The organism is Paenibacillus sp. 1781tsa1 (assembly GCF_024159265.1).
GTDB lineage: Bacteria > Bacillota > Bacilli > Paenibacillales > Paenibacillaceae > Paenibacillus.
The window spans coordinates 1613239-1633529 of sequence record NZ_JAMYWY010000001.1; the positions used below are offsets into that span (position 1 = coordinate 1613239).

General features: G+C 48.2%; 22 protein-coding genes, 4 tRNA genes and 1 riboswitch. Of the genes, 13 read left to right on the forward strand and 13 right to left on the reverse strand.

What is annotated here, in order from left to right; all coding sequences use genetic code 11:
* Positions 1 to 21: 21 nt before the first annotated feature.
* Positions 22 to 693 carry an MgtC/SapB family protein gene (locus NKT06_RS07035; protein WP_253431820.1) on the forward strand — a complete coding sequence of 224 codons (672 nt, stop codon included), beginning with the start codon at positions 22 to 24 and terminating at the stop codon, positions 691 to 693.
* A 64-nt stretch (positions 694 to 757) separates the two neighbouring features.
* On the opposite strand, the gene NKT06_RS07040 is transcribed toward NKT06_RS07035, so the two are convergent.
* On the reverse strand, positions 758 to 1654 hold the full coding sequence (locus NKT06_RS07040) for a Cof-type HAD-IIB family hydrolase (protein ID WP_253431823.1): 897 nt from the start codon (positions 1652 to 1654) through the stop codon (positions 758 to 760).
* 4 nt (positions 1655 to 1658) lie between these two features.
* Positions 1659 to 2435 carry a DeoR/GlpR family DNA-binding transcription regulator gene (locus NKT06_RS07045; RefSeq protein WP_017690024.1) on the reverse strand — a complete coding sequence of 259 codons (777 nt, stop codon included), beginning with the start codon at positions 2433 to 2435 and terminating at the stop codon, positions 1659 to 1661.
* Positions 2436 to 2742: 307 nt separating this feature from the next.
* Between NKT06_RS07045 and NKT06_RS07050 the strand changes: the two genes are divergently transcribed.
* From NKT06_RS07050 to NKT06_RS07065, 4 genes are all read left to right on the forward strand, one after another.
* A tRNA-Glu gene (locus NKT06_RS07050) sits at positions 2743 to 2814 on the forward strand.
* 106 nt (positions 2815 to 2920) lie between these two features.
* Positions 2921 to 2996, forward strand: a tRNA-Lys gene (locus tag NKT06_RS07055).
* A gap of 17 nt (positions 2997 to 3013) precedes the next feature.
* A tRNA-Leu gene (locus NKT06_RS07060) sits at positions 3014 to 3096 on the forward strand.
* Between the two features lie 172 nt (positions 3097 to 3268).
* On the forward strand, positions 3269 to 3694 hold the full coding sequence (locus tag NKT06_RS07065) for a helix-turn-helix domain-containing protein (RefSeq protein ID WP_253431825.1): 426 nt from the start codon (positions 3269 to 3271) through the stop codon (positions 3692 to 3694).
* Positions 3695 to 3799: 105 nt separating this feature from the next.
* On the opposite strand, the gene NKT06_RS07070 is transcribed toward NKT06_RS07065, so the two are convergent.
* Genes NKT06_RS07070 through NKT06_RS07095 form a run of 6 tightly spaced genes read right to left on the reverse strand, consistent with a single transcriptional unit; the run spans position 3800 to position 8583 of the window.
* Positions 3800 to 4771, reverse strand: coding sequence for an urease accessory protein UreD (locus tag NKT06_RS07070; RefSeq protein ID WP_253431827.1), 972 nt, complete (start codon positions 4769 to 4771; stop codon positions 3800 to 3802).
* Entirely contained in the window at positions 4677 to 5396 is a 720-nt protein-coding gene (gene ureG, locus NKT06_RS07075; protein WP_017690021.1) for an urease accessory protein UreG, read from the reverse strand. The genes NKT06_RS07070 and ureG overlap by 95 nt, the downstream gene beginning before the upstream one ends.
* A gap of 33 nt (positions 5397 to 5429) precedes the next feature.
* Positions 5430 to 6125 carry an urease accessory protein UreF gene (locus NKT06_RS07080; RefSeq protein WP_253431829.1) on the reverse strand — a complete coding sequence of 232 codons (696 nt, stop codon included), beginning with the start codon at positions 6123 to 6125 and terminating at the stop codon, positions 5430 to 5432.
* Between the two features lie 33 nt (positions 6126 to 6158).
* On the reverse strand, positions 6159 to 7877 hold the full coding sequence (gene ureC / locus NKT06_RS07085) for an urease subunit alpha (RefSeq protein ID WP_253431831.1): 1719 nt from the start codon (positions 7875 to 7877) through the stop codon (positions 6159 to 6161).
* Positions 7874 to 8263, reverse strand: coding sequence for an urease subunit beta (locus NKT06_RS07090; RefSeq protein ID WP_253431833.1), 390 nt, complete (start codon positions 8261 to 8263; stop codon positions 7874 to 7876). Before NKT06_RS07090 ends, ureC begins: the two co-directional genes overlap by 4 nt.
* 17 nt (positions 8264 to 8280) lie before the next feature.
* Entirely contained in the window at positions 8281 to 8583 is a 303-nt protein-coding gene (locus NKT06_RS07095) for an urease subunit gamma (RefSeq protein WP_253431836.1), read from the reverse strand.
* Between the two features lie 261 nt (positions 8584 to 8844).
* On the opposite strand from NKT06_RS07095, the gene urtA reads away from it, so the two are divergent.
* From urtA to urtE, 5 genes are all read left to right on the forward strand, one after another.
* Positions 8845 to 10095, forward strand: a complete 1251-nt coding sequence (urtA, locus tag NKT06_RS07100) for an urea ABC transporter substrate-binding protein (protein WP_253431838.1) — start codon at positions 8845 to 8847, stop codon at positions 10093 to 10095.
* A 187-nt stretch (positions 10096 to 10282) separates the two neighbouring features.
* Positions 10283 to 11188: an urea ABC transporter permease subunit UrtB gene (gene urtB, locus NKT06_RS07105; RefSeq protein WP_036610830.1), complete on the forward strand. Its 906-nt coding sequence runs from the start codon at positions 10283 to 10285 to the stop codon at positions 11186 to 11188.
* A 21-nt stretch (positions 11189 to 11209) separates the two neighbouring features.
* A complete protein-coding gene (urtC, locus tag NKT06_RS07110; RefSeq protein ID WP_253431840.1) occupies positions 11210 to 12301 on the forward strand; it encodes an urea ABC transporter permease subunit UrtC in 1092 nt (363 codons plus the stop codon).
* Positions 12264 to 13073: an urea ABC transporter ATP-binding protein UrtD gene (urtD, locus tag NKT06_RS07115; protein ID WP_253431843.1), complete on the forward strand. Its 810-nt coding sequence runs from the start codon at positions 12264 to 12266 to the stop codon at positions 13071 to 13073. Before urtC ends, urtD begins: the two co-directional genes overlap by 38 nt.
* Entirely contained in the window at positions 13051 to 13746 is a 696-nt protein-coding gene (gene urtE, locus NKT06_RS07120; RefSeq protein ID WP_253431846.1) for an urea ABC transporter ATP-binding subunit UrtE, read from the forward strand. The genes urtD and urtE overlap by 23 nt, the downstream gene beginning before the upstream one ends.
* A gap of 28 nt (positions 13747 to 13774) precedes the next feature.
* On the opposite strand, the gene NKT06_RS07125 is transcribed toward urtE, so the two are convergent.
* From NKT06_RS07125 to NKT06_RS07135, 3 genes are all read right to left on the reverse strand, one after another.
* A complete protein-coding gene (locus NKT06_RS07125; RefSeq protein ID WP_253431850.1) occupies positions 13775 to 14410 on the reverse strand; it encodes a nitrogen regulation protein NR(II) in 636 nt (211 codons plus the stop codon).
* A 27-nt stretch (positions 14411 to 14437) separates the two neighbouring features.
* Entirely contained in the window at positions 14438 to 14647 is a 210-nt protein-coding gene (locus NKT06_RS07130) for an XRE family transcriptional regulator (RefSeq protein ID WP_253431853.1), read from the reverse strand.
* 262 nt (positions 14648 to 14909) lie between these two features.
* Positions 14910 to 15611: an urease accessory protein UreF gene (locus NKT06_RS07135; protein ID WP_253431856.1), complete on the reverse strand. Its 702-nt coding sequence runs from the start codon at positions 15609 to 15611 to the stop codon at positions 14910 to 14912.
* Between the two features lie 421 nt (positions 15612 to 16032).
* Here NKT06_RS07135 and NKT06_RS07140 point away from each other — a divergent pair.
* Positions 16033 to 16115 (forward strand) — tRNA-Leu (locus tag NKT06_RS07140).
* 150 nt (positions 16116 to 16265) lie between these two features.
* Here NKT06_RS07140 and NKT06_RS07145 read toward each other — a convergent pair.
* Positions 16266 to 16745 carry a glutathione peroxidase gene (locus NKT06_RS07145; RefSeq protein ID WP_253431860.1) on the reverse strand — a complete coding sequence of 160 codons (480 nt, stop codon included), beginning with the start codon at positions 16743 to 16745 and terminating at the stop codon, positions 16266 to 16268.
* Positions 16746 to 17115: 370 nt separating this feature from the next.
* A riboswitch (cyclic di-AMP (ydaO/yuaA leader) is annotated at positions 17116 to 17291 on the forward strand.
* Positions 17292 to 17406: 115 nt separating this feature from the next.
* Between NKT06_RS07145 and NKT06_RS07150 the strand changes: the two genes are divergently transcribed.
* Positions 17407 to 17805 carry an HAD family hydrolase gene (locus NKT06_RS07150; RefSeq protein WP_235193755.1) on the forward strand — a complete coding sequence of 133 codons (399 nt, stop codon included), beginning with the start codon at positions 17407 to 17409 and terminating at the stop codon, positions 17803 to 17805.
* Positions 17806 to 17970: 165 nt separating this feature from the next.
* Entirely contained in the window at positions 17971 to 18654 is a 684-nt protein-coding gene (locus NKT06_RS07155) for an HAD family hydrolase (protein ID WP_253431864.1), read from the forward strand.
* Positions 18655 to 18789: 135 nt separating this feature from the next.
* Here the strand turns inward: NKT06_RS07155 and NKT06_RS07160 are convergent, their stop codons facing one another.
* Positions 18790 to 20085: an Nramp family divalent metal transporter gene (locus NKT06_RS07160; RefSeq protein WP_253442426.1), complete on the reverse strand. Its 1296-nt coding sequence runs from the start codon at positions 20083 to 20085 to the stop codon at positions 18790 to 18792.
* Positions 20086 to 20291 lie beyond the last annotated feature (206 nt).

Genomic DNA, 20291 nt, shown 5'->3' on the forward strand with positions numbered 1-20291 from the left:
ATAATGAAAGAGGTGATGTGCATGGAATTGGAATATTTGATGCGTGTACTCATAGCTGGAATATGTGGTGTGTTAATCGGATATGAGCGCAAGAATCGAATGAAAGAGGCGGGAATCCGTACTCATTTTGTGGTCGCTGTCGGCGCGGCCCTGATGATGATTGTGTCGAAGTATGGATTCCAGGATCAGGCTGGCTGGGCCAATCTGTCGCTTGATCCATCAAGGATTGCGGCACAGGTCGTTAGTGGTGTGGGGTTCATTGGAGCAGGCATGATCTTCACACAGCGACACACGGTCAGGGGATTGACCACAGCGGCTGGCATATGGGCTACAGCAGGCATGGGACTTGCTGTGGGTTCAGGCCTGTATTGGACAGGTGCAGGCGTGACACTGCTTATTGTCGTGGCACAGATGTTACTGCATAGACCCACACGTTGGCTGGTATCCGCTCGAACAGAGACGTTAACCATCCATCTGCAAAATGAGGGAGAGGCCCTGAAGACTGTTATGGCACTGCTGGGACAGGAGAAGATCTCGGTTGTCGGATTTAAGACAGAACAGCAAACAAGCACAGACTCCGTGGAAGAGACTATGCTTGAGTTCACGTTGCAACTACCAGGTTCATATCGGGGCGAGCAACTGATTATTTTGTTACAGGACGTGCCTCATGTTCGCTCTGCTGAATTAAAATGAAGAAAACCTGCATGGCTCAATAGGCGACCATGCAGGTTTAGTGTTTAAGTGAGTATGTGTTCGATTACTGCCCTTCTCCAACAATCGTTTCTGGACGGGACACCGGTTTGCCTTCAAGCAGGCACTCAATGGCATGGGCGACACCGTGCTCGACATTAGTCAGCGTTATGGCTTTGGCCAGTGCCTGAATTTCGGGTTCGCCATTACCCATGGCGATGCCGAGTCCTACCATTTTTAACATGGAGACATCGTTGAAGTTATCACCGATCGCTGCTGTATCTTCCATGGAGATATTCAGGTGAGCCGCCAGTTTGGTGAGGGCGTTACCTTTGGATACGTCAGGGTGCTGCATTTCGAAGTTGTGCTCAAAGGATACAACCATAGCGACATCGGATCGGGAAGCGAAGTATTCTCGTCCTGTTTTTACTTTATCCGGATTCATGGAGAAGGCCATAATATTATAGATATAGGCTTCTGCCGGAATTTCGAGGTGGCTGTTTACACGGTGGTAGTCTTTTTTTTCATAGTGTTTCTTAATGCCCCGAATCATGCGTGCAATGTCCTCACCAGGGTTCGAACCAAGAACACGTTCCATCTCGGCGAGCAAGGTCTCATGACTGCTAAGCGGGGCGTAGATGCCTTGTTGCGTTGAAGCTTCATAATAGACATCATGATCTTCCAGCCACTGCATGACGGAAGCCGCTGTGTCACGCTCAAGTGGAAGATGGAATAGACGTTCACCGTCGGCATCATGAATCGTCGCTCCGTTAGAGCCGATAATTGGGGTTTTGATTCCGCCTTCGCGGCTGATGGTCACAACATCGGAATAGACGCGTCCTGTAGCAATGGTAACTTTCATACCGGATTGCTGGGCCTTTTGGATGGCTGTGGCATTCTCCGGGCTAATCTGGCTATCTCTGTTCAACAAAGTTCCATCTAAATCTGTGGCAAATAATTTCATATATTTACAACTCCTTATCATCTGTAGGTTCAGGAATGAGAATCTCGACCTGTTGTTCGGCTAGAAAAACAAGCCATTCTTTGGTTGGCCATTGATCCGTAATCAATACATCCACCAATGACCAGTCGGCAAAACGATAACCATAACGTCTATCAAACTTGGATTGATCGGCAAGAACAACAACTTTCTTGGCAGCTTTCATCATTTGGTGTTTAATTTTCCCTTCCTCTTCGGAAGCACTGAAGCCATCCATGGTGATACCGCCAATTCCGATAAAGGCTTTATCTACATAATAGTGGGAGAGGGTCTCAATAACAGAGGTACCGTAGACATAACGTTGTTCCTTATCGACTTTGCCACCGAGCAAACGAATCTGGACAGCCGTGTGATTGGAGAGAAGATCAGCGGAATGAATCGAATTGGTAATGACGGTACAGGATTTGCCGTTCAAATTCTCGGCACAGGCCTGCACGGTCGTGGAAGAATCCAGAATAATGATCTCGCCTTGTCTTACAATAGCGGCAGCGAGTTTGCCGATGGCTCTTTTTTCCTCAGATACATCGAGTAAACGGTCTTTGTAGGATCTGAATTCTTGCGGAGGAGGGGGGAGAATCGCACCGCCACGGGTTCGAATAATGGCATCCTGTTCCTCAAGCTTGATCAGATCCCTGCGTGCAGTATCCCGTGATACATCAAACAAGGCGACAATATCATCGGCTGAGATGCGATTGTGTTTGCGTAGATGTTCAACAATGAGCTGCATTCGTTCTTCTTGAAACAAACATGTCACCTCCGAGTGTATGGATGACCGTACTTATACTGATACTTTAATTATAAGTATTCTTAATGCCATTTGCAATATTATAAGTGAACGTAAGTTTTTGTAAGTGTTTTAATGAATAATTTACATTCTTCCTGCACGGGGGTGACATTGGCATGAACGTGGAGGTGGCTAATAATGGGGCCTGAAGAGCAGTGTGCCACAGACCAAAAAAGGCTTGAAAAATAAATTTAAAAAAAGTATTGCAAGTTCAAATTGTCCTGTGGTATACTCATTCTTGTCGCCAAGAAAGACAACTTGTTATTAAGGCCCGTTGGTCAAGGGGTTAAGACACCTCCCTTTCACGGAGGTAACAGGGGTTCGAATCCCCTACGGGTCATATCTTCACCACCTCATGAGATTTATATTTTCGATGAGAAATCCTCAAAGTCATTGCTCTTATATAGAAGAATGAAGCATGGCACATCCGGTGAAGTTTACAGCAAGAGCCATTAGCTCAGTTGGTAGAGCACCTGACTTTTAATCAGGGTGTCGAAGGTTCGAGCCCTTCATGGCTCACCATTTTTACAATTGAATATGCGGTCGTGGTGGAATGGCAGACACGCTATCTTGAGGGGGTAGTGGGTGTATACCCGTGGAGGTTCGAGTCCTCTCGACCGCATCACAGCAACAACGTTATAGGATAGACTTCCATGATCATTCGTGGGAGTCTATCTTTGTGTTATACGATATACCTTATCCTGTTCCAGGTATATAAAGGCTGAGCATTCAGGAATAATGTGGTATAATTCAAGCAGATGAGTTGATTATTACGGTTGGAAGGCGGTTCTTGTATGCAGTCGATCTATGAGCGAATTGAACACCTGATTGCCGAACGAGGAATGACCAAGAAGGCTTTCTGCCAACAGCTGAAGATTAGCACAGGCAATCTGGGTGACTGGAAACGTGGCAAGTCTATTCCGAGTACGAATAAATTAATTGAGATTGCTTCGTTTTTTGATGTGAGCCTCGACTGGCTCATGATTGGGCGTCCATCGAAGGAAGCGATGGTTCGGGAAAAACGGGAGGATTATTTTTTTGACGTTTTGCGGCAATTGAATTGCCAGGAAAGTGAATTATCGACTGTGGAACAGTCTTTTATCAGCGAATATATTGAATTCACCCGTTACCGCAAATCCAAGGAAAGCAAGGATGCAGGCGAATATCGTTATAAGCCTGAGAACAAATCAGAGAACAATTCTGAGGAAAATGAAGCGTAAGTGATATGAGCAGCATCCATAGACCGAATGAACAAAAACCTCTGGACTAATCCGAATCACTCGGGAAAGTTCAGAGGTTTTTGGTGTTAACTATGCTTCATGTCCTTATTTGCGAAAGACAAGAGTTTCTTTGCCCAGCAGCTGGGGACGAAGTGTGTTCCAGATCTGAAGGCACTGTTCCTGAAGCTCCCAAGCGGCCACGCCAAGAAGTCGAACACCGATACCCCCAGTTGCCAGCAAGCTCGCACCTGCGAGCATTCGTCCATCGGGTGGCAGCGCGGATCTGACTTGTTCCAACTCCGCAGTGCCAAGCCCCGGGGCGATTATCCACAATGCAGCGGTATGAGTGTAGTGAAGGAGGGACGCTGAGTGTTTGGGGTCATCGGTTTCCGGTACGAGTCCGAAGCGATCCCAGACAGCCAGTTGCTTACCTTGCCATATCTCCGTCAAGCTGCGGTAGCGTTCGAACTGGAACGCTTCTCCCCGATGAATCCGTCCGGCAGACCAGATATCTGCATAGGCAAGAATGGCCTGTTCTTCCAGCTCAAAGGTTACAGCGAGTGAAGAAGAACTTCCCTTGAAGGGAATGACGCATTCCGGGAAGTATTCCAGCGTGGCTCCTTTTCCCAACCGAAAGTGATGATTAACGGATGAGGGAAGGGAAGGTGTAGGATGAAGCCTGGTTGCTGATGTACTGCTCAGCATGACATGCGTGCCTTCACCTAATTCCCACTCGGAATGATAATGATCCCCGTTAAGGACTCCGGGAGAGACGTCTGACGTGTACACACATAATTCGGTTCCGCCTCCGGGAGGTCGAAAGGATCGGCTAAACCGAAGAGGGGCGCTGTAATAACGATCGGTCATAACCGTCCGCTCGCCTTGAAAGGCAAAGGTGGCCCGAAGCTCGCTGCGGCGCGTGATGGGCTCACCTGTACTTTCGTTCCGATTCATCTCTGTCCCGGTGGGAACAGAAGATGAATTAATGTGAGTGAGTGCCATGTTCATGGCTGTGTGAATGCAGATGTGCAGCGGAAGCATCGTCATCCATATACTGATGTTCAAGCCAGTGGACAATCTCGGATACACCTTCACCGCTCATTAGATTAGACATGACATAAGGACGGCCTTCGCGTACCCGCTCGGTATCATTTTTCATCACTTCCAGGCTTGCTCCAACGTAAGGGGCGAGGTCGGTTTTGTTGATTAACAGCAGATCTGAACGCGTAATGCCAGGACCGCCTTTGCGAGGAAGTTTCTCTCCTTGGGCAACGTCGATAATGTAGATGAACACATCAGCGAGTTCCGGACTGAATGCAGCGGAGAGATTGTCGCCACCGCTTTCGATAAAGATCAGTTGCAGGTCCGGGAAACGTTCAATCAACTCGTCAACCGCTTCGAAATTCATGGAAGCATCCTCACGAATAGCCGTGTGCGGGCATCCGCCTGTCTCTACACCGATAATACGTTCTGGTGCCAATGCATTCTGACGCAGCAAGATCTCGGCATCTTCCTTGGTATAAATGTCATTCGTGATGACAGCAAGGCTATAACGTGTACGCAGTGCCTTGGACAGCTTCTCGACAAGGGCTGTTTTGCCTGAACCTACCGGTCCGCCAATCCCAATTCGCATCGGACGACTCCGATCAAATGCTTTACGTTCCCACTCTGGATGATGCGTATGATTAGCTCCTCCACACATAACAATTCCTCCTAAGTTAGATAAAATTTGTAGTTAAGACATAAACAGCCGCGCGGGTAAGATCTCATGCCGCATGGCGTAGATTTCCTGGGCGATTCCAAAGCTGTGCATGTCCTCCGGGTCATTCTCCCGGATGAGAGTCCATTCCGCTTCAATGTCATGAAGCAGTTTCTGAATCAGCATTTGCGCCTCGGTTTGACCGATGGGCAGAAGGCGAAGTGCGCTGTTTACATAAGCGTTAACTGAGGTATACAGGTGCCCGGTGACAGCCTCATCCAATCCAATCTCCAATTGATAGTTGATATAACCGTGTATGGTCGTGATGCCACAATACGCGCCGTATTCCCGTATGGCCTCATCCATCAGGGTGAAGTCCATCCATGGATAGAGTGAACGGGCGAGTTTAAGTAGTCGCTTTCCCATTTTGTGACCGCTCTCCCTGAGTTCCCGAGGGGAGCGCTGGGCGTGGACACGTTTGTCATACAGGGCAAGTAGAGCGGCATCTTGCTGATGTATTGCCTGATAGACTCCTTTGATGGCAAGGCCATCTAGTCGCACAAGACTGGAATGAAGCTGACTGCGAATAAACTGTTCGAGCTGTGTGGTATTTTGCACCGTGCCATCATGCGTATAAGCCTCCAGACCGAAGGAATGGGAGAACCCGCCGATGGGCAGGGCTGAATCCAACAGCTGAACGTAACGGAGTAGCTTCGTGCCGCTATTCATCATGAGTGCCCCCTTCTCAGCTAATCCGTATTCTGATCAAAACATAAAGTAGCGCTGTGCCATAGGCAACTCGTCTGCGGGTTCACAGGTGAGCAGCTCGCCGTCGGCGCGTACCTCATAGGTTTCGGGATCGACTTCAATGACAGGGGTGACGTCGTTATGAATCATGTCTTTTTTGCTTACCGAGCGGCAGCCTTTAACAGGTTCAACCCTCTTTTTCAGCCCTAATGTCTCTTTGATTCCCGCATCTGCTGCGGCTTGGGAGACAAAGGTGATCGATCCGTTGGCAATGGCGCTTCCATAGGCTCCGAACATCGGTCTGCCAAAAACCGGCTGAGGTGTCGGGATGGATGCATTGGGATCACCCATTTGGGCGAATGTAATCATGCCGCCTTTGATGACAATCTCGGGTTTTACACCGAAGTAGGCTGGTTTCCATATGGTTAGATCTGCCAGCTTGCCGACTTCCACCGAACCGACGAGGTGTCCGATTCCATGAGCGATCGCTGGATTGATGGTGTATTTGGCGACATATCTCTTGATCCGATCGTTATCGGAAGGTGAATCTGGGTTGAGTTCAAGTTTGCCGCGCTGTTTTTTCATTTTGTCGGCTGTCTGCCAAGTGCGTATAATGACTTCGCCCACTCGGCCCATGGCTTGTGAATCCGAACTGATGATGCTGAACACCCCAAGATCATGCAAAATGTCTTCGGCTGCAATCGTTTCGGGACGAATTCGCGAATCGGCAAATGCCACATCTTCCGGAATGGAAGGGTCCAGGTGATGGCACACCATCAACATATCCAGATGTTCTTCTACAGTGTTGCGTGTGTACGGTCGTGTTGGGTTGGTGGATGAGGGGATAACGTAGGACTCCCCAGCGGCCCGAATAATATCCGGTGCATGTCCGCCACCAGCGCCTTCCGTATGGTACGTGTGGATCGTCCGGCCATTGATCGCGGCCAGTGTGTTTTCGAGAAATCCGGTTTCGTTCAGTGTATCGGTATGGATAGCGACTTGAACATCATGTTCACCGGCGGCAGTCAGGCAGGCATCGATAGCGCTCGGGGTAGTTCCCCAATCCTCATGCAGCTTCAGACCGATTACACCCGCTTCAATCTGTTCGATTAGAGGTGCGGTGCTGGAGCTGTTGCCTTTGCCGAGGTAACCGATGTTCATGGGAAAAGCTTCTGCTGACTCCAGCATCCGGTGAATGTGCCAGGCCCCTGGTGTGCAGGTGGTGGCTTTGGTTCCTGTTGCTGGTCCTGTTCCGCCGCCAATCATGGTCGTTACACCGGAGGATAATGCGGTCTGAATCTGCTGTGGACAGATGAAATGAATATGGGTATCAATGCCGCCAGCTGTTACAATCATGCCTTCACCAGCAATGATTTCGGTGGAAGCGCCGATGACCAGCGCGGGGTGAACCCCATCCATTGTATCCGGGTTACCGGATTTGCCAATGGCACAGATGTGACCATCCCGAATGCCGATGTCTGCTTTTACAATGCCCCAATGATCAATGATGATGGCGTTGGTAATAACGGTATCAGGAGTACCGTCACTGCGCAGGGCAGAGGTGGACTGGCCCATCCCGTCGCGGATGACTTTGCCACCCCCGAACTTGCTCTCATCTCCGTATACAGCATAGTCATGTTCGATCTCTGCCCATAGTTCGGTATCTGCTAGTCTTACGGCATCACCAGTTGTAGGTCCGAACATCGAAGCATATTGCTCGCGACTCATTCGTTTCATGAAGGCCCACCTCCATCCTGTATGGGAGGGGAGAACGTCTTCAGGAATGCCTCCAGTTTCTGTGGATCGGGTTGTTGATCCGCTGAGCCTTCCGTTAATCCATTGAATCCGTGAATCTGGCGTTTGCCGCCAAAGGTCGTGAGTTCGACGGGTTTCTCCTCACCAGGTTCGAAACGGACGGCGGTGCCTGCCGGAATATGCAGACGATGTCCAAAAGCTGAAGTGCGATCGAAGTCCAGCGCGGCATTAACTTCATAGAAGTGAACGTGAGAGCCGACCTGGACGGGACGGTCGCCGCGGTTCAGGACAATCAGGCGTATGGTTGGACGATCCGGATGACAGATGATATCGTCATCTGGCTTCAAGCGATATTCACCAGGAATCATAACTTCTCCTGCCTTTCTCAGCGTATAGGTTCATGTACGGTAACGAGTTTGGTACCGTCAGGAAATGTGGCTTCTACCTGTACTTCAGGGATCATATCAGGAACGCCATCCATACAGTCTTCGCGTGTCAGGATGGTGCCTCCGTGTCTCATTAAATCGGCAACACTCATTCCATCCCGTGCCCGTTCCATGAGTTCGGAGGTCAATAAAGCGATGGCTTCGGGAACATTTAATTTGAGTCCGCGTGCTCTTCGTTCACGGGCGAGGTTAGCGGCCACGGTAATCAGGAGTTTTTCCTTTTCCTGTTCAGTCCAGTGCAAGGCAATCCGACCTTTCGCTTATAATGTCTGATATGTTCATGAATCATGTTATATGTTAAATATACTCACACAGGGTGAATCCTTTGTCAATAAGCTTCAAAGCTTATTAGCAGCATGCATGAAACGAGTAGGCATGAAATAAAATTATGTAAGCTATATTGACATGAAGAGTGTAACGCTCCATAATTTGGATCAACGAACATTTCGGGTGTAAATGACCTTAATGTTCGGCAATAGACTAAAAAAAGGGAGTGTAGGCTATTGAAGAAGAGGTCGGTCAAGTTATGGAGTATTTTGCTCGGTGCGGTCATTGTAATGACAGGATGTGTGGAGGGTACTGCGCCGCCTGAAGCTTCAGGTTCGGGTGGTACAGGAGAACCGGCTGCATCCGGTGATACGATTAAAGTTGGCATTCTTCACTCCCTCAGCGGAACGATGGCAATCAGTGAGGTATCTGTTAAAGATGCCGAGATGCTTGCTATTGAAGAGATTAACGCCGCGGGCGGAGTTTTGGGTAAGCAGATCGAGCCAGTAATTGAGGATGGCGCTTCGGATTGGCCTACTTTTGCGGAGAAGGCTGGAAAGCTGCTGCAACAGGATAAGGTCGCTGCAGTATTTGGTGGATGGACCTCTGCAAGTCGGAAGGCTATGCTCCCGGTGTTCGAACAGAACAAAGGTCTGTTGTTTTACCCGGTACAATATGAAGGATTGGAATCGTCGCCAAATATTTTTTATACAGGAGCAACAACCAATCAGCAAATCGTTCCATCCGTAACCTGGTTACTGGAGAACAGGGGCAAGACGTTTTATCTGCTCGGTTCAGATTATGTTTTCCCGAAAACGGCCAATCAGGTCATTAAGGCACAACTCGCAGCAGAGGGCGGAGAAGTGGTGGGTGAGGAGTATACACCGCTGGGACATACCGATTACAGTACCATCATTAGCAAAATCAAGGCTGCGAAGCCGGATATTGTATACAATACACTGAACGGAGATAGCAATGTGGCCTTCTTCAAACAATTGAAGGATGCCGGAATCTCTTCGGATCAGATGACAACCCTCTCGGTAAGTGTGGCGGAGGAAGAAATCCGTGGTATTGGCGCGGACGTGTTGAAGGGACATCTCGCTTCGTGGAACTATTATCAGACAACGGATACGCCTGAAAATGCAACATTTGTTGCCAAGTATAAAGAAAAATACGGTGCTGATCGGGTGACAGCAGATCCGATTGAAGCGGGATACGTTGCGGTATATCTGTGGAAGGCGGCGGTGGAAAAAGCGGGATCAACCGACGTGGAGAAGGTTAAGGCAGCTGCGAAGGGTCTGGAGTTTGATGCCCCGGAAGGTAAGGTAACCGTGGATGGAGAGAATCAGCATATCTACAAAACTGTACGGATCGGTGAGGTGCAGGAAGATGGGCAGTTCAAGGAATTATGGAATTCTGGCGCGCCTGTCAAGCCGGACCCTTATCTGAAAACGTATGAATGGGGAGCTTCCCTTAGCGCCAAATAACATAGAAACCTCGTAATAAACACAGGTAACTCGCTTCAAAGCAACCCAAACAGAAACGAGGGTGTGACAACACATCCTCTAACCGTATTGCGGTAAAGCGTTGATGCGATAACTATATGTGTGTATGTGACTGGGGTAGATGGAGTCATGTACATAGCGAGACTAACGTATGGAGGAGGGGATAGCGATGGATATGTTTATCCTGCAGATGTTCAATGGTCTGAGTATCAGTTCAATTCTGTTGTTGATAGCACTCGGTCTGGCGGTAACGTTTGGGTTGATGAATGTCATCAATATGGCTCACGGTGAACTGATCATGATCGGTGCGTACGCCACATATGTAACACAGAATCTGTTCATGTCCTATGCTCCAGCAGCGTGGTTTGGTGCCTACTTTGTTGTAGCTTTGCCGATTGCGTTCATCGTCGCCGCTCTAATTGGCTGGTTGCTCGAAGTTGTGCTGATCAGGCATCTATATGGCAGGCCGCTTGACAGTCTGCTTGCGACATGGGGCGTAGGGATGATGCTGCAACAACTGGCCCGTACGATATTCGGAGCGCCGAATGTGGGGGTATCCAGTCCGGCTTGGCTCAATGGAGGATTGGCGATCTCGGATGGCATTGTATTTCCGTACAAGCGAATTTTCATTATCGCATTGGTTGCGGTTGTGCTGCTGTGTATGTATCTGTATATCTATCGAACATCATCCGGAAGACGAATGAGGGCTGTGATGCAGAATCGGAGTATGGCAGGGTGCCTTGGAATTTCGACTCGGCGGGTAGATGGCATGACCTTTGCCATTGGTTCGGGCATCGCCGGAATTGCTGGCTGTGCATTAACGCTCATTGGTCCAATTGGCCCATCACTTGGCACGTATTATATTGTGGATGCATTCATGGTCGTTGTTCTGGGTGGCGTAGGGAAATTGGTCGGAACTGTGTGTGGTGCACTGGGGATTGGTATGTTCAACACGCTGTTCGAAACGTATACCTCTGCCTCCATTGGCAAGGTGCTGGTATTTGTGTGTATCGTTGCTTTTCTGCAATGGAAACCACGTGGCTTGGTCGCAATGCGTACACGGAGTCTCGATTAACGTGAAGAAGGGGGTTAGTTCATGTCGGCATTACTCAAGACTGGCAGTCTGAAAATGAGGATCATCTGGGCAGTTGTACTCATCATGATGTGTCTTGCTCCACTGATCTCCACGGAGTTTCGTCTGAGTCTATTAGCCAAGTTTTTGGCGCTGGCGATCCTGGCCATTGGTCTCGATTTGATCTGGGGTTATGGTGGTGTGTTGAGTCTTGGGCATGGTGTGTTCTTTGGGCTAGGTGGATACGCGATGGCGATGTATCTGAAGCTTCAGGCCAGTGGAGCAACGCTTCCTGACTTCATGGGATGGAGTGGTCTCAGTGGTCTGCCATGGTTCTGGGAACCATTTCGCTCTTTCCCGGTGGCGCTGTTATTGGGGATAGCCCTTCCGGCATTGCTTGCCTTTGCCCTGGGGTGGTTTACGTTCCGTAACCGGATCACCGGTGTTTATTTTACGATCCTGACTCAAGCTTTGGTTCTTATTACGGTAACACTCTTTGTTGGTAAACAGGAATGGACGGGTGGAACGAATGGCATTACCGGGTATAATTCAATCTTTGGTTTTACACTTCATTCCGCTGGAACAACAATAGTTCTCTACTATATAACGCTTGCTATTCTGGTGATCGCGTATGTGCTCTGTCGTCGAATGGTGAACAGTCGGTTCGGCCAAGTGCTCGAAGCTGCGCGTGATGGAGAGAATCGGGTGCGATTCCTCGGATATGATCCGGCAGGATATAAAACGCTGGCTTTTGCTTTTTCAGGTGCGCTTGCAGGTATTGCGGGCATGTTGTTTGTTCTTCAGGTCGGTATTATCTCGCCATCCATGATGGGGATTGTGCCTTCCATTGAGATGGTCCTGTGGGTTGCGTTGGGTGGTCGCGGTACGCTTATTGGAGCGGTCATCGGAGCGGTGGTGCTGAATGCAGCCAAAACAGGTATAAGCGAGGCTTACCCCGAAGGCTGGCTGTTTGTCATTGGTGGGTTATTTGTAACGGTAGTTTTGTTCATGCCAAACGGTATTGTAGGTGTGTATCGTCATGTCGTTCGCTTGCTGAAGCGGAGAGGAGAGAGAGCGCATGTCCAAGTCACTCGAGAAAAACCTGAAGTCTACTAAGGATTCGGCGGTCCTGGTAGCTGAGGATATTACGGTGGCCTTTGGCGGGTTCGTTGCTGTCAAAGGCATGAATCTGAAGCTGCTTGAGCATGATCTGCATTTTCTGATTGGACCGAATGGTGCAGGGAAAACGACGATGCTGGATGTGATCTGTGGCAAAACCAAACCGTTGTCCGGCTCGGTGAAGATGGCGGATGGCGCGGACTTGACGAGACTGAGGGAACACCAGATTGTTCGCAAAGGTGTAGGACGCAAATTCCAGGCGCCATCAATCTTCGCGGGTCTGACGGTTCAGGAGAATCTGACGCTGGCAGCGGAGACTCGCCGTTCCCCTTTGCAAGCCATCGGTATTCGTCGATATGGGAAAATGAGTGCTGCCATGGAGCGTGTTACCCTCCAGATTGGTCTGCAAGACCGCGTTGAGACTCGTGCAGGGGCGTTATCGCATGGGGAGAAGCAGTGGCTGGAGATCGGCATGTTGCTTCTGCAGGAGCCACGTGTGTTGTTACTGGACGAACCAGCCGCGGGCATGACGGATGAAGAAACACACAAGACAGGGCGACTCCTGCAAGAGATTGCGCGTGAACGCTCGGTTGTGGTGGTGGAGCATGATATGGAGTTTGTGCGAGAGTTCGCAGCCAAGGTAACGGTAATGCATGAAGGGAAATTGCTGAAGGAAGGTACGATGGCGGAGGTACAGGCAGACCCGAAAGTAGCAGAAGTGTATCTGGGCAAAAGGAGGGATGACCATGCTGTCGCTGCAACGAATTGAATCCGGCTACGGGGAGAGCAATGTGCTTCGTGGTGTGAATCTGGACGTACAGCCTGGACAGGTGGTGTGTCTGATGGGCCGTAACGGTGTAGGTAAAACCACGTTGATGAAAACATTAATGGGGCTGCTCAAAACACGCAAGGGCAGTATCCAGTGGCAACATCAGGAGTTATCCACCTTGGACACAGCTAAGCGCGCAAGGGCAGGAATCGGTTATGTACCGCAGGGGCGGGAGATTTTCCCGCAGCTTACGGTGAAAGAAAATCTGTTGCTTGGCCTGGAGACAAGTGCGCCGGGATTAAAAACGTTCCCAGAGGATGTGCTGGCGATGTTTCCAGTGCTTGCTACGATGTATGGACGGCAGGGCGGGGATCTGAGTGGTGGACAGCAGCAACAATTGGCATTTGCCCGGGCGTTGGCTTCACGTCCGGGGTTGTTACTACTTGATGAGCCGACAGAAGGCATCCAGCCTTCTATCGTGGAGGACATTCGGCAGGTTATTTTGCAGCTCAAGGCAAAGGGAGACCTCTCTGTTCTACTGGTGGAGCAGAGTATTGATTTTGTAAAGAGTGCCGCAGATTATATCTATATCATGGACAAAGGAACCATCACCCTGCACGGGACACCGCAAGAACTGGATATGTCACAGTTTGAACATCATCTGTCCGTGTAGTTGTATTTAGCGTGTTGAGTAGAGAGGTTCAGGAACGCTTGTCCAGGATATTCGAGTATTTGGGATATAACCGCCGGATGCATTCCGGGCAGATGTCATGGGTGAATTCGGCGTGGGTGTGCTTCTCCAGATAACTCTCAACGGAGGTCCAGTGTTCCTCTTCGTCCTTGATTTGTTTGCAGACGGCGCAAATAGGCAACAGTCCACGCAATGTGCGCACTTCAGACAATGCCTTCTTTAATTGATGTTCTGTCTTCCTTTGTTCGGTAATATCCATGTGTGCAATCAAAGCGAGATCGGTATCCAGAATTGAATTCGTATGAGATAGAGGGGTGAGATCCACGCGAAACCACCTCTCTTCGTTGTATACAGTATACACGCAGATGTCATATGTATGATTTCGATTAAAGGGTATTCCGCGTTCTTTCAAATTCTGTGCGACAAGTGCCGTGTTTACGTTCTTGCTTCGTATTGCCCAGGCTTCCGTCAGATGCAGGTAGTGTTTATGATTAATATTCGCATCCGGGTTAGGTGATGGTTGGCCGAGTCCCTGTTGCCAGGCACGGTTACAACTGTGGATGATCCAATTGTGATCAACGATGATGAGCTGGTGACGTATGGACTGGAACGACAGCCTTTCCAGATCGGATGTAACATGTCTCATGGATGGGACCCTCCTTTGACAGAAATCTTATCTCAGTTCATCTGGAATATCCAAAATATCAGCGACCATGTGCCTGAATCGGGTTGCTTTGCGTGTGCCGTGAATGAGATTGGATAGACGGTAGGGTGGAATGCCGTGCTGTTCACAAAAGGTCTTCTGGTCCACTTGTAGTTCGGTTAGCCGTCGTTTGATGGCCCATCCGAACGGAGTAACTGGTTTTTTCTTGTTCTTGTTCAAAAGGGTTCACCCCTGGTTAGAATGTAGTATTCAGTCGCCCTTTCTTCATGTAGAATATATAGAAATGCGAGCTGTATATTTCATTATATACGTAAATGCGTCATCTAACAATTAAAAAAGACGGAAAAAAGTGTATTTTGTGATGTTTAATGGCGTAAATACGTTAAATAAACAAATAAAATGACAAAAAACACGACGGCAAGGAAGTTGCCGCGTGTTTTTTAGTTTGTCTGAATGAGGGGAGGTTTGATGAGGAAGAGAACTAGGCCCTGTAGGCATGAAGTCCAGCTCCAAGCATATGGAAACTGGGGAAAAATGATTTCATGGACATCGAGGTTGGCTGTGCCAGTCCATCCGCAGCGGAGGCGCTGACGGTATTCCATTCATTCTCAAGATCCGTGGCCAGGCGGACGATCAGATCTTTGGTTGTATCGTTGTTCAGGGGAATGACTTTGGAGGCTTCGGTTATGCAGGCATTCATGGCTGAATGCAGGTAACCAAGGACCGCCTCCTCGACCGGGATGTCGAGGTGGTGGTTAATCCAGGCGTGAACAGTGGAGAGGCAGCCAACCGAATCGTATTTGGCGAAGATCTGTTCGAGCTGGCTGAAATCAATCCAGGGGTGCAGAGCGCGTGCCAGTCTGATCAATCGTTTTCCCATGGCGGCAGCTTGTTCTCTGAGATCTCCAGGAGTTCGCTGAACATGGACCAGCTTGTCGATCAGAGCTATCCGCCATGTATCTTTGTGATCTGCTGCGGTATAGATGCCTTTGATGGCCATGCCTTCAAGACGAACAATGCTGGGATGCAACTGACAACGCATGAATGATTCGAGATCTTCAGCATTACGAATGGTACCCTCCCTGATATGGATATCCATGCCGAAGGAATGGGTAAACCCTCCAACCTGAATAGAGGAATCAAGCAGTTTGACATAATCGAGCAGCTTATTCCCACGGTTCACAATCATTCGCCTCCTGTGTTCGTTAAATGTCATGTTAAATGACATTTATATTCCTTTTTGTTTGCTTTATATTTGAAAATCCGAATTATATGATAGTTATCATCCCATAAATGTCCGCATTTTGTCAATAGAATTGATGGAATTTAATGTATTAAATCTAAATTCAATTATATGTGTTATTTTATATTACTCATAATGTAAGTTATTAGTCGCAGGGAGGACTATATATAATGAATCAACAAAATCGGCTCTAGCCGAAAAAAGAGGGGATCGAATCTAATGATATGCAGTTCATGGATAAACATGACGAGAATATGCGTTTTTTGAGGAAAATGCCTACCCAAAAAGAAGGTTTAAAAAACACTTTACTTTTAGTTCTGAACCCGGTATAATCAATTCTGTTGCCGATTATTTACGACATGCGGTCGTGGTGGAATGGCAGACACGCTATCTTGAGGGGGTAGTGGGCGTATGCCCGTGGAGGTTCGAGTCCTCTCGACCGCATCATATGAACGATTAAGAAGAAGCTTTCCATTAATGGAAAGCTTCTTTTTTTACTTTTTTGAACAGTCTGACATCAAGGTTTGAGAAAAAAAGGCCATCCATTACCGGGGGACGATTGTACCTTCCCTTCCAGCTATGGTGGCCGATGTATTATTTTTGCAGCAAGTTCTTGATATCTTCTTCAATTTTGTCAGGTGTTGTTTTGGGAGCATAACGTTTAACTACCTGTCCGTTCTGATCCACGAGGAACTTGGTAAAATTCCATTTGATTGTTTTGGAGCCGAGCAGGCCGGGTGCTTCTTTGCTAAGGTGCTGGAAGAGAGGGTGAGCGCTTGAGCCGTTCACATCAATTTTCTCAAACATCGGGAAGCTTACGCCATAATTCATCTGACAGAACTCGGCGATATCGTCGGAAGATCCTTTTTCCTGTGCAAACTGGTTGCTTGGAAAACCAAGGACTTCAAATGGCGCATCCTGGAACTTGTCTTGCAGTTCTTGCAGACCTTTGAATTGAGGAGTAAGTCCGCATGAGCTTGCCGTATTCACAATCAGTAACACTTTATCACGGTAGTCGGACATTTCAACTTCTTGACCGCGAAGGGTATTCACTTTGTAATCGTAGACTGTCATCTCAATCGCCTCCATGATATCATCTGATATCTCTTATTATATTGGTTGCAATTAATTAATGCAAAACTTATATGGTGTTAAATGAATCAAAACAGGCAAGTTGTGCAGATTGCGTGAATGAATTGCGAAGTGATTTTCGCCAGAGTGAGAATTAGATAGCCTTGAAGAGGTGGATAGAGTATAACCATATTGTAAGCGTTATTATATATGAATAATGGCGAAAATCTGCCGATTCGGTGATCTGTCCGGACTTTACACCGCCATGGCACGGGTGTATGATTCATAACGTAATTTCAATTTAAACTAAATTGTACTTGAAAAACGAAACAAACGATAATATCGCTCGATCTTAACTTAAGATATACGAACGATGTTTTAATCGCTGAGTTTCCATTCATTCATGAGTGGGAAACGGGGGAACCAACGGAATGCGCTGTCTTGGACAGTAGGCATTCATGGGGTGAATTTTCCGGTGACAGCCGGAAATAGGGCGACTCTCGCGCCCGAATCCGTCAGCTAACCTCGTAAGCGTTAAAGGGAGAGGCAACAAGCCGTACGCTGGTTCATGGCGTTTTCGCCATGGATTCTTTAAGAAGCGTTCGGGAGGCCTTGGTCCCCCACGCTTCTTTTTTGTTGTCTTTTCACGCCAAGGGAGGAACGAATGATGGATACTGAGATGATCTTAGTGACTGCTCCTAATGAAGCAGGACGCAAATTTATCAAATTGCTGATGTACAAAAAAATGCCGTTTGCCGTTCTAACCAACAGTGCAGGGGAAGAGCGCAGACTCCGTAGAATCGGAGTAGAGCATGTCATTCGCATGAATACGGCTGCAGCTCAAAAATGGTTTTTGCCGCAGGGCAGTGTGGGCAACGTGTTTATTTTCGAGAACAGCCTGAACCTGACCTGTCGTTATTTACAGATCTGTAGATCATGGACATCGAAATCCCTGTGCGTCATTACGGAGCAAAGCCATCCGAAGGGAATCTATCGGGGAATGGGTGCAGACCGGATTGTATATTCGCTTAACGGAGAGGTCGGCTTTCTCCTCAATGGTTAATGCCATAGCTTCTGATTGCTCAGGTGTAAGGTGCCTGTTATAATTGAAAGTATCGATAAACGGAAATTTGAGGAGACTCATGCAAGATGGTGAGTCTTTTTTTTTATGGTTTTAAAGGTGAACACGAACTCTTAGATTGCCTGTGGCTTACAAGGAGGAATTGGCGTGCCGGATGTGGGTGGATTAAAGTGGTTGTTTTTTGACGTTGGAGATACGCTGGTGGACGAATGGGAGCCGGTTGATGATATTATCGGACAGTTCGTCCGCGAAGCCAGTGCTTTGGGGTATCCGGTGAAGATTGAGGCAGTACGTGAACTGTTCGCGAACTGTTACCAGAAATATGAGCAATGGCCTATGAGGGTGGCGATTCGCACATTCATTGAAGACGAGGGACATCAGAAACAGATTCAGGACAAGCTGAAGTTTCAAAAAGATCTTGAACGTCCTTTTCCTTCAGCGGATTCCGTTCTTCAGCAGTTGTCGCGGTATTATCGCATTGGCATTATTGCCAATCAGAGTCCTGGAACGGAAGAAAGACTGGAGAGTTACGGACTGCGGAAGTATGTTGATGTTCTGGCCTGCTCGGCTGAAGAAGGGGTGTCCAAGCCAGATCCAGAGTTATACGCTGTAGCCTTGAAACAGGCAGGTTGTGCGCCGGAGGAAGCCGTCATGGTCGGGGATCGGATTGATAACGATATCATTCCTGCCCGGAAGCTGGGCATGCGTACGATTCGAATTATGCAGGGTTACGGAAGATTCCAGCCAGACCGATCGGATGACGAACGCGCGGATTGGACTGTGGATTCATTGGATCAACTTCTGCCTTTACTGATACCCAATCAGGATTAGATGATTGTTTGTTAGAGCTAGAGTTTTACTGCAAAAAGAAACGCGTTGCTGTACTGCAACAATAAAGGCTGATCAACTTGGTATTGAATACCGGAGTTGATCAGCCTTTTTAGTATTTAGTCGATCAGAACGAGATCAGAATAACCGGATCGTTTGAATGAGCAGATATACATTCAGCACAACGATAATTGCTGTAATGAGCCATGAGATGATTTTGAGCCACAATTTGTTGGCGAATGCACCCATGCTTTTTTTATCACTCGTGAACATCACCAGAGGGATTACCGCAAAAGGTAATTGAAGCGACAGCACAACCTGACTCAAAATGAGCAGTTCTTCTGTGCCGTGTTCTCCTGCAATTGCTGTGACAATTACTGCCGGGATGATGGCGATCAGACGTGTGACCAGTCTCCGCAGCCAAGAGGGAATCCGAATGTTGAGGAAACCTTCCATAACAATCTGCCCAGCGAGTGTACCTGTAAGGGTAGAATTCTGGCCTGATGCTAACAGCGCTACACCGAACAGGATACTTGCGATTGTAGTCCCTAATAGGGGTGTCAGCAAGTGGTAGGCATCTGAGATCTCGGCAACCTGCGTCATGCCGGCACTATGGAATACAGCAGCTGATACAATCAGGATGGCCGCATTGATGAACAAGGCGAGTGTCAGCGCGATTGTAGAGTCCATGGTCGAGTAACGAATAGCTTCTTTTTTACCCTGTGGTGTCTGTTCGATCTGACGCGTCTGCACAATGGAAGAATGCAGATACAGATTATGCGGCATCACGGTTGCTCCTATAATACCAATGGCAATATAGAGCATAGCAGGGTTTTGCAGAATCTCGACATTGGGTACAAAACCATGGAGAACACCGCCCATATCCGGTTTTGCCAGGAACAGGTCAATTCCGAAGCAGAGGGCAATGGTGGCCATCAGCACAATGACGAGTGTTTCCAATGCGCGGAAGCCTTTGTTTTGCAGTACAAGAATCAGGAGTACATCAACTGCGGTGATGATAACGCCGTACAACATGGGGATGTTAAATAACAGCTTTAACGCGATGGCAGAACCTATGACCTCAGCCAGATCGGTAGCTGCAATGGCCAGTTCACACAGAATCCATAACATGACGACAACAGGCATGCTGAAGCGTTCGCGGCAGGCTTGGGCCAGATCCCGTCCAGTGACAATTCCAAGCTTTCCGGCCAACGATTGAAGCACAACGGCCATCAGATTCGAGAGCAGGATGACGGATAACAAGGTATACCCGAACTGCGATCCGCCTGCGATATCAGTTGCCCAGTTGCCGGGGTCCATGTAACCTACGGCAACGAGGTACCCTGGCCCTACAAAAGCGAGGAATTTCTTCCACCATGACGCATTCTGCGGTATTTTCATGGAACTATGTGCTTCTCCGAGTGAAGGGGCCATGCCTGCAGTAGACAATGATTCTCTTGAAGGAGCGTTGAATGGATTTTCTTTACTCATACGTTTATCACCTGACTCTTTGGAATAGTGATGCGGGACGAACCGCTCAAGATATATCTAAATTTTTATGTTTATTGTTACATTGTACTCCTTCAATAATTTTTGTCTAGTGCAACTTTTATGTATTAACACAAAATTTATGTTCTAAT

Coding starts and splice junctions, on each gene's coding strand:
- urtD (WP_253431843.1), top strand. CDS start 12,264: ATGTCCAAGTCACTCGAGAAAAACCTGAAGTCTACTAAGGATTCGGCG.
- NKT06_RS07080 (WP_253431829.1), bottom strand. CDS start 6,125: ATGATGAATAGCGGCACGAAGCTACTCCGTTACGTTCAGCTGTTGGAT.
- urtB (WP_036610830.1), top strand. CDS start 10,283: ATGGATATGTTTATCCTGCAGATGTTCAATGGTCTGAGTATCAGTTCA.
- NKT06_RS07125 (WP_253431850.1), bottom strand. CDS start 14,410: ATGAGACATGTTACATCCGATCTGGAAAGGCTGTCGTTCCAGTCCATA.
- urtC (WP_253431840.1), top strand. CDS start 11,210: ATGTCGGCATTACTCAAGACTGGCAGTCTGAAAATGAGGATCATCTGG.
- NKT06_RS07145 (WP_253431860.1), bottom strand. CDS start 16,745: ATGACAGTCTACGATTACAAAGTGAATACCCTTCGCGGTCAAGAAGTT.
- ureG (WP_017690021.1), bottom strand. CDS start 5,396: ATGTGTGGAGGAGCTAATCATACGCATCATCCAGAGTGGGAACGTAAA.
- NKT06_RS07090 (WP_253431833.1), bottom strand. CDS start 8,263: ATGATTCCTGGTGAATATCGCTTGAAGCCAGATGACGATATCATCTGT.
- NKT06_RS07065 (WP_253431825.1), top strand. CDS start 3,269: ATGCAGTCGATCTATGAGCGAATTGAACACCTGATTGCCGAACGAGGA.
- NKT06_RS07035 (WP_253431820.1), top strand. CDS start 22: ATGGAATTGGAATATTTGATGCGTGTACTCATAGCTGGAATATGTGGT.
- ureC (WP_253431831.1), bottom strand. CDS start 7,877: ATGAAACGAATGAGTCGCGAGCAATATGCTTCGATGTTCGGACCTACA.
- NKT06_RS07160 (WP_253442426.1), bottom strand. CDS start 20,085: ATGGCCCCTTCACTCGGAGAAGCACATAGTTCCATGAAAATACCGCAG.
- urtE (WP_253431846.1), top strand. CDS start 13,051: ATGCTGTCGCTGCAACGAATTGAATCCGGCTACGGGGAGAGCAATGTG.
- NKT06_RS07040 (WP_253431823.1), bottom strand. CDS start 1,654: ATGAAATTATTTGCCACAGATTTAGATGGAACTTTGTTGAACAGAGAT.
- NKT06_RS07150 (WP_235193755.1), top strand. CDS start 17,407: ATGATGGATACTGAGATGATCTTAGTGACTGCTCCTAATGAAGCAGGA.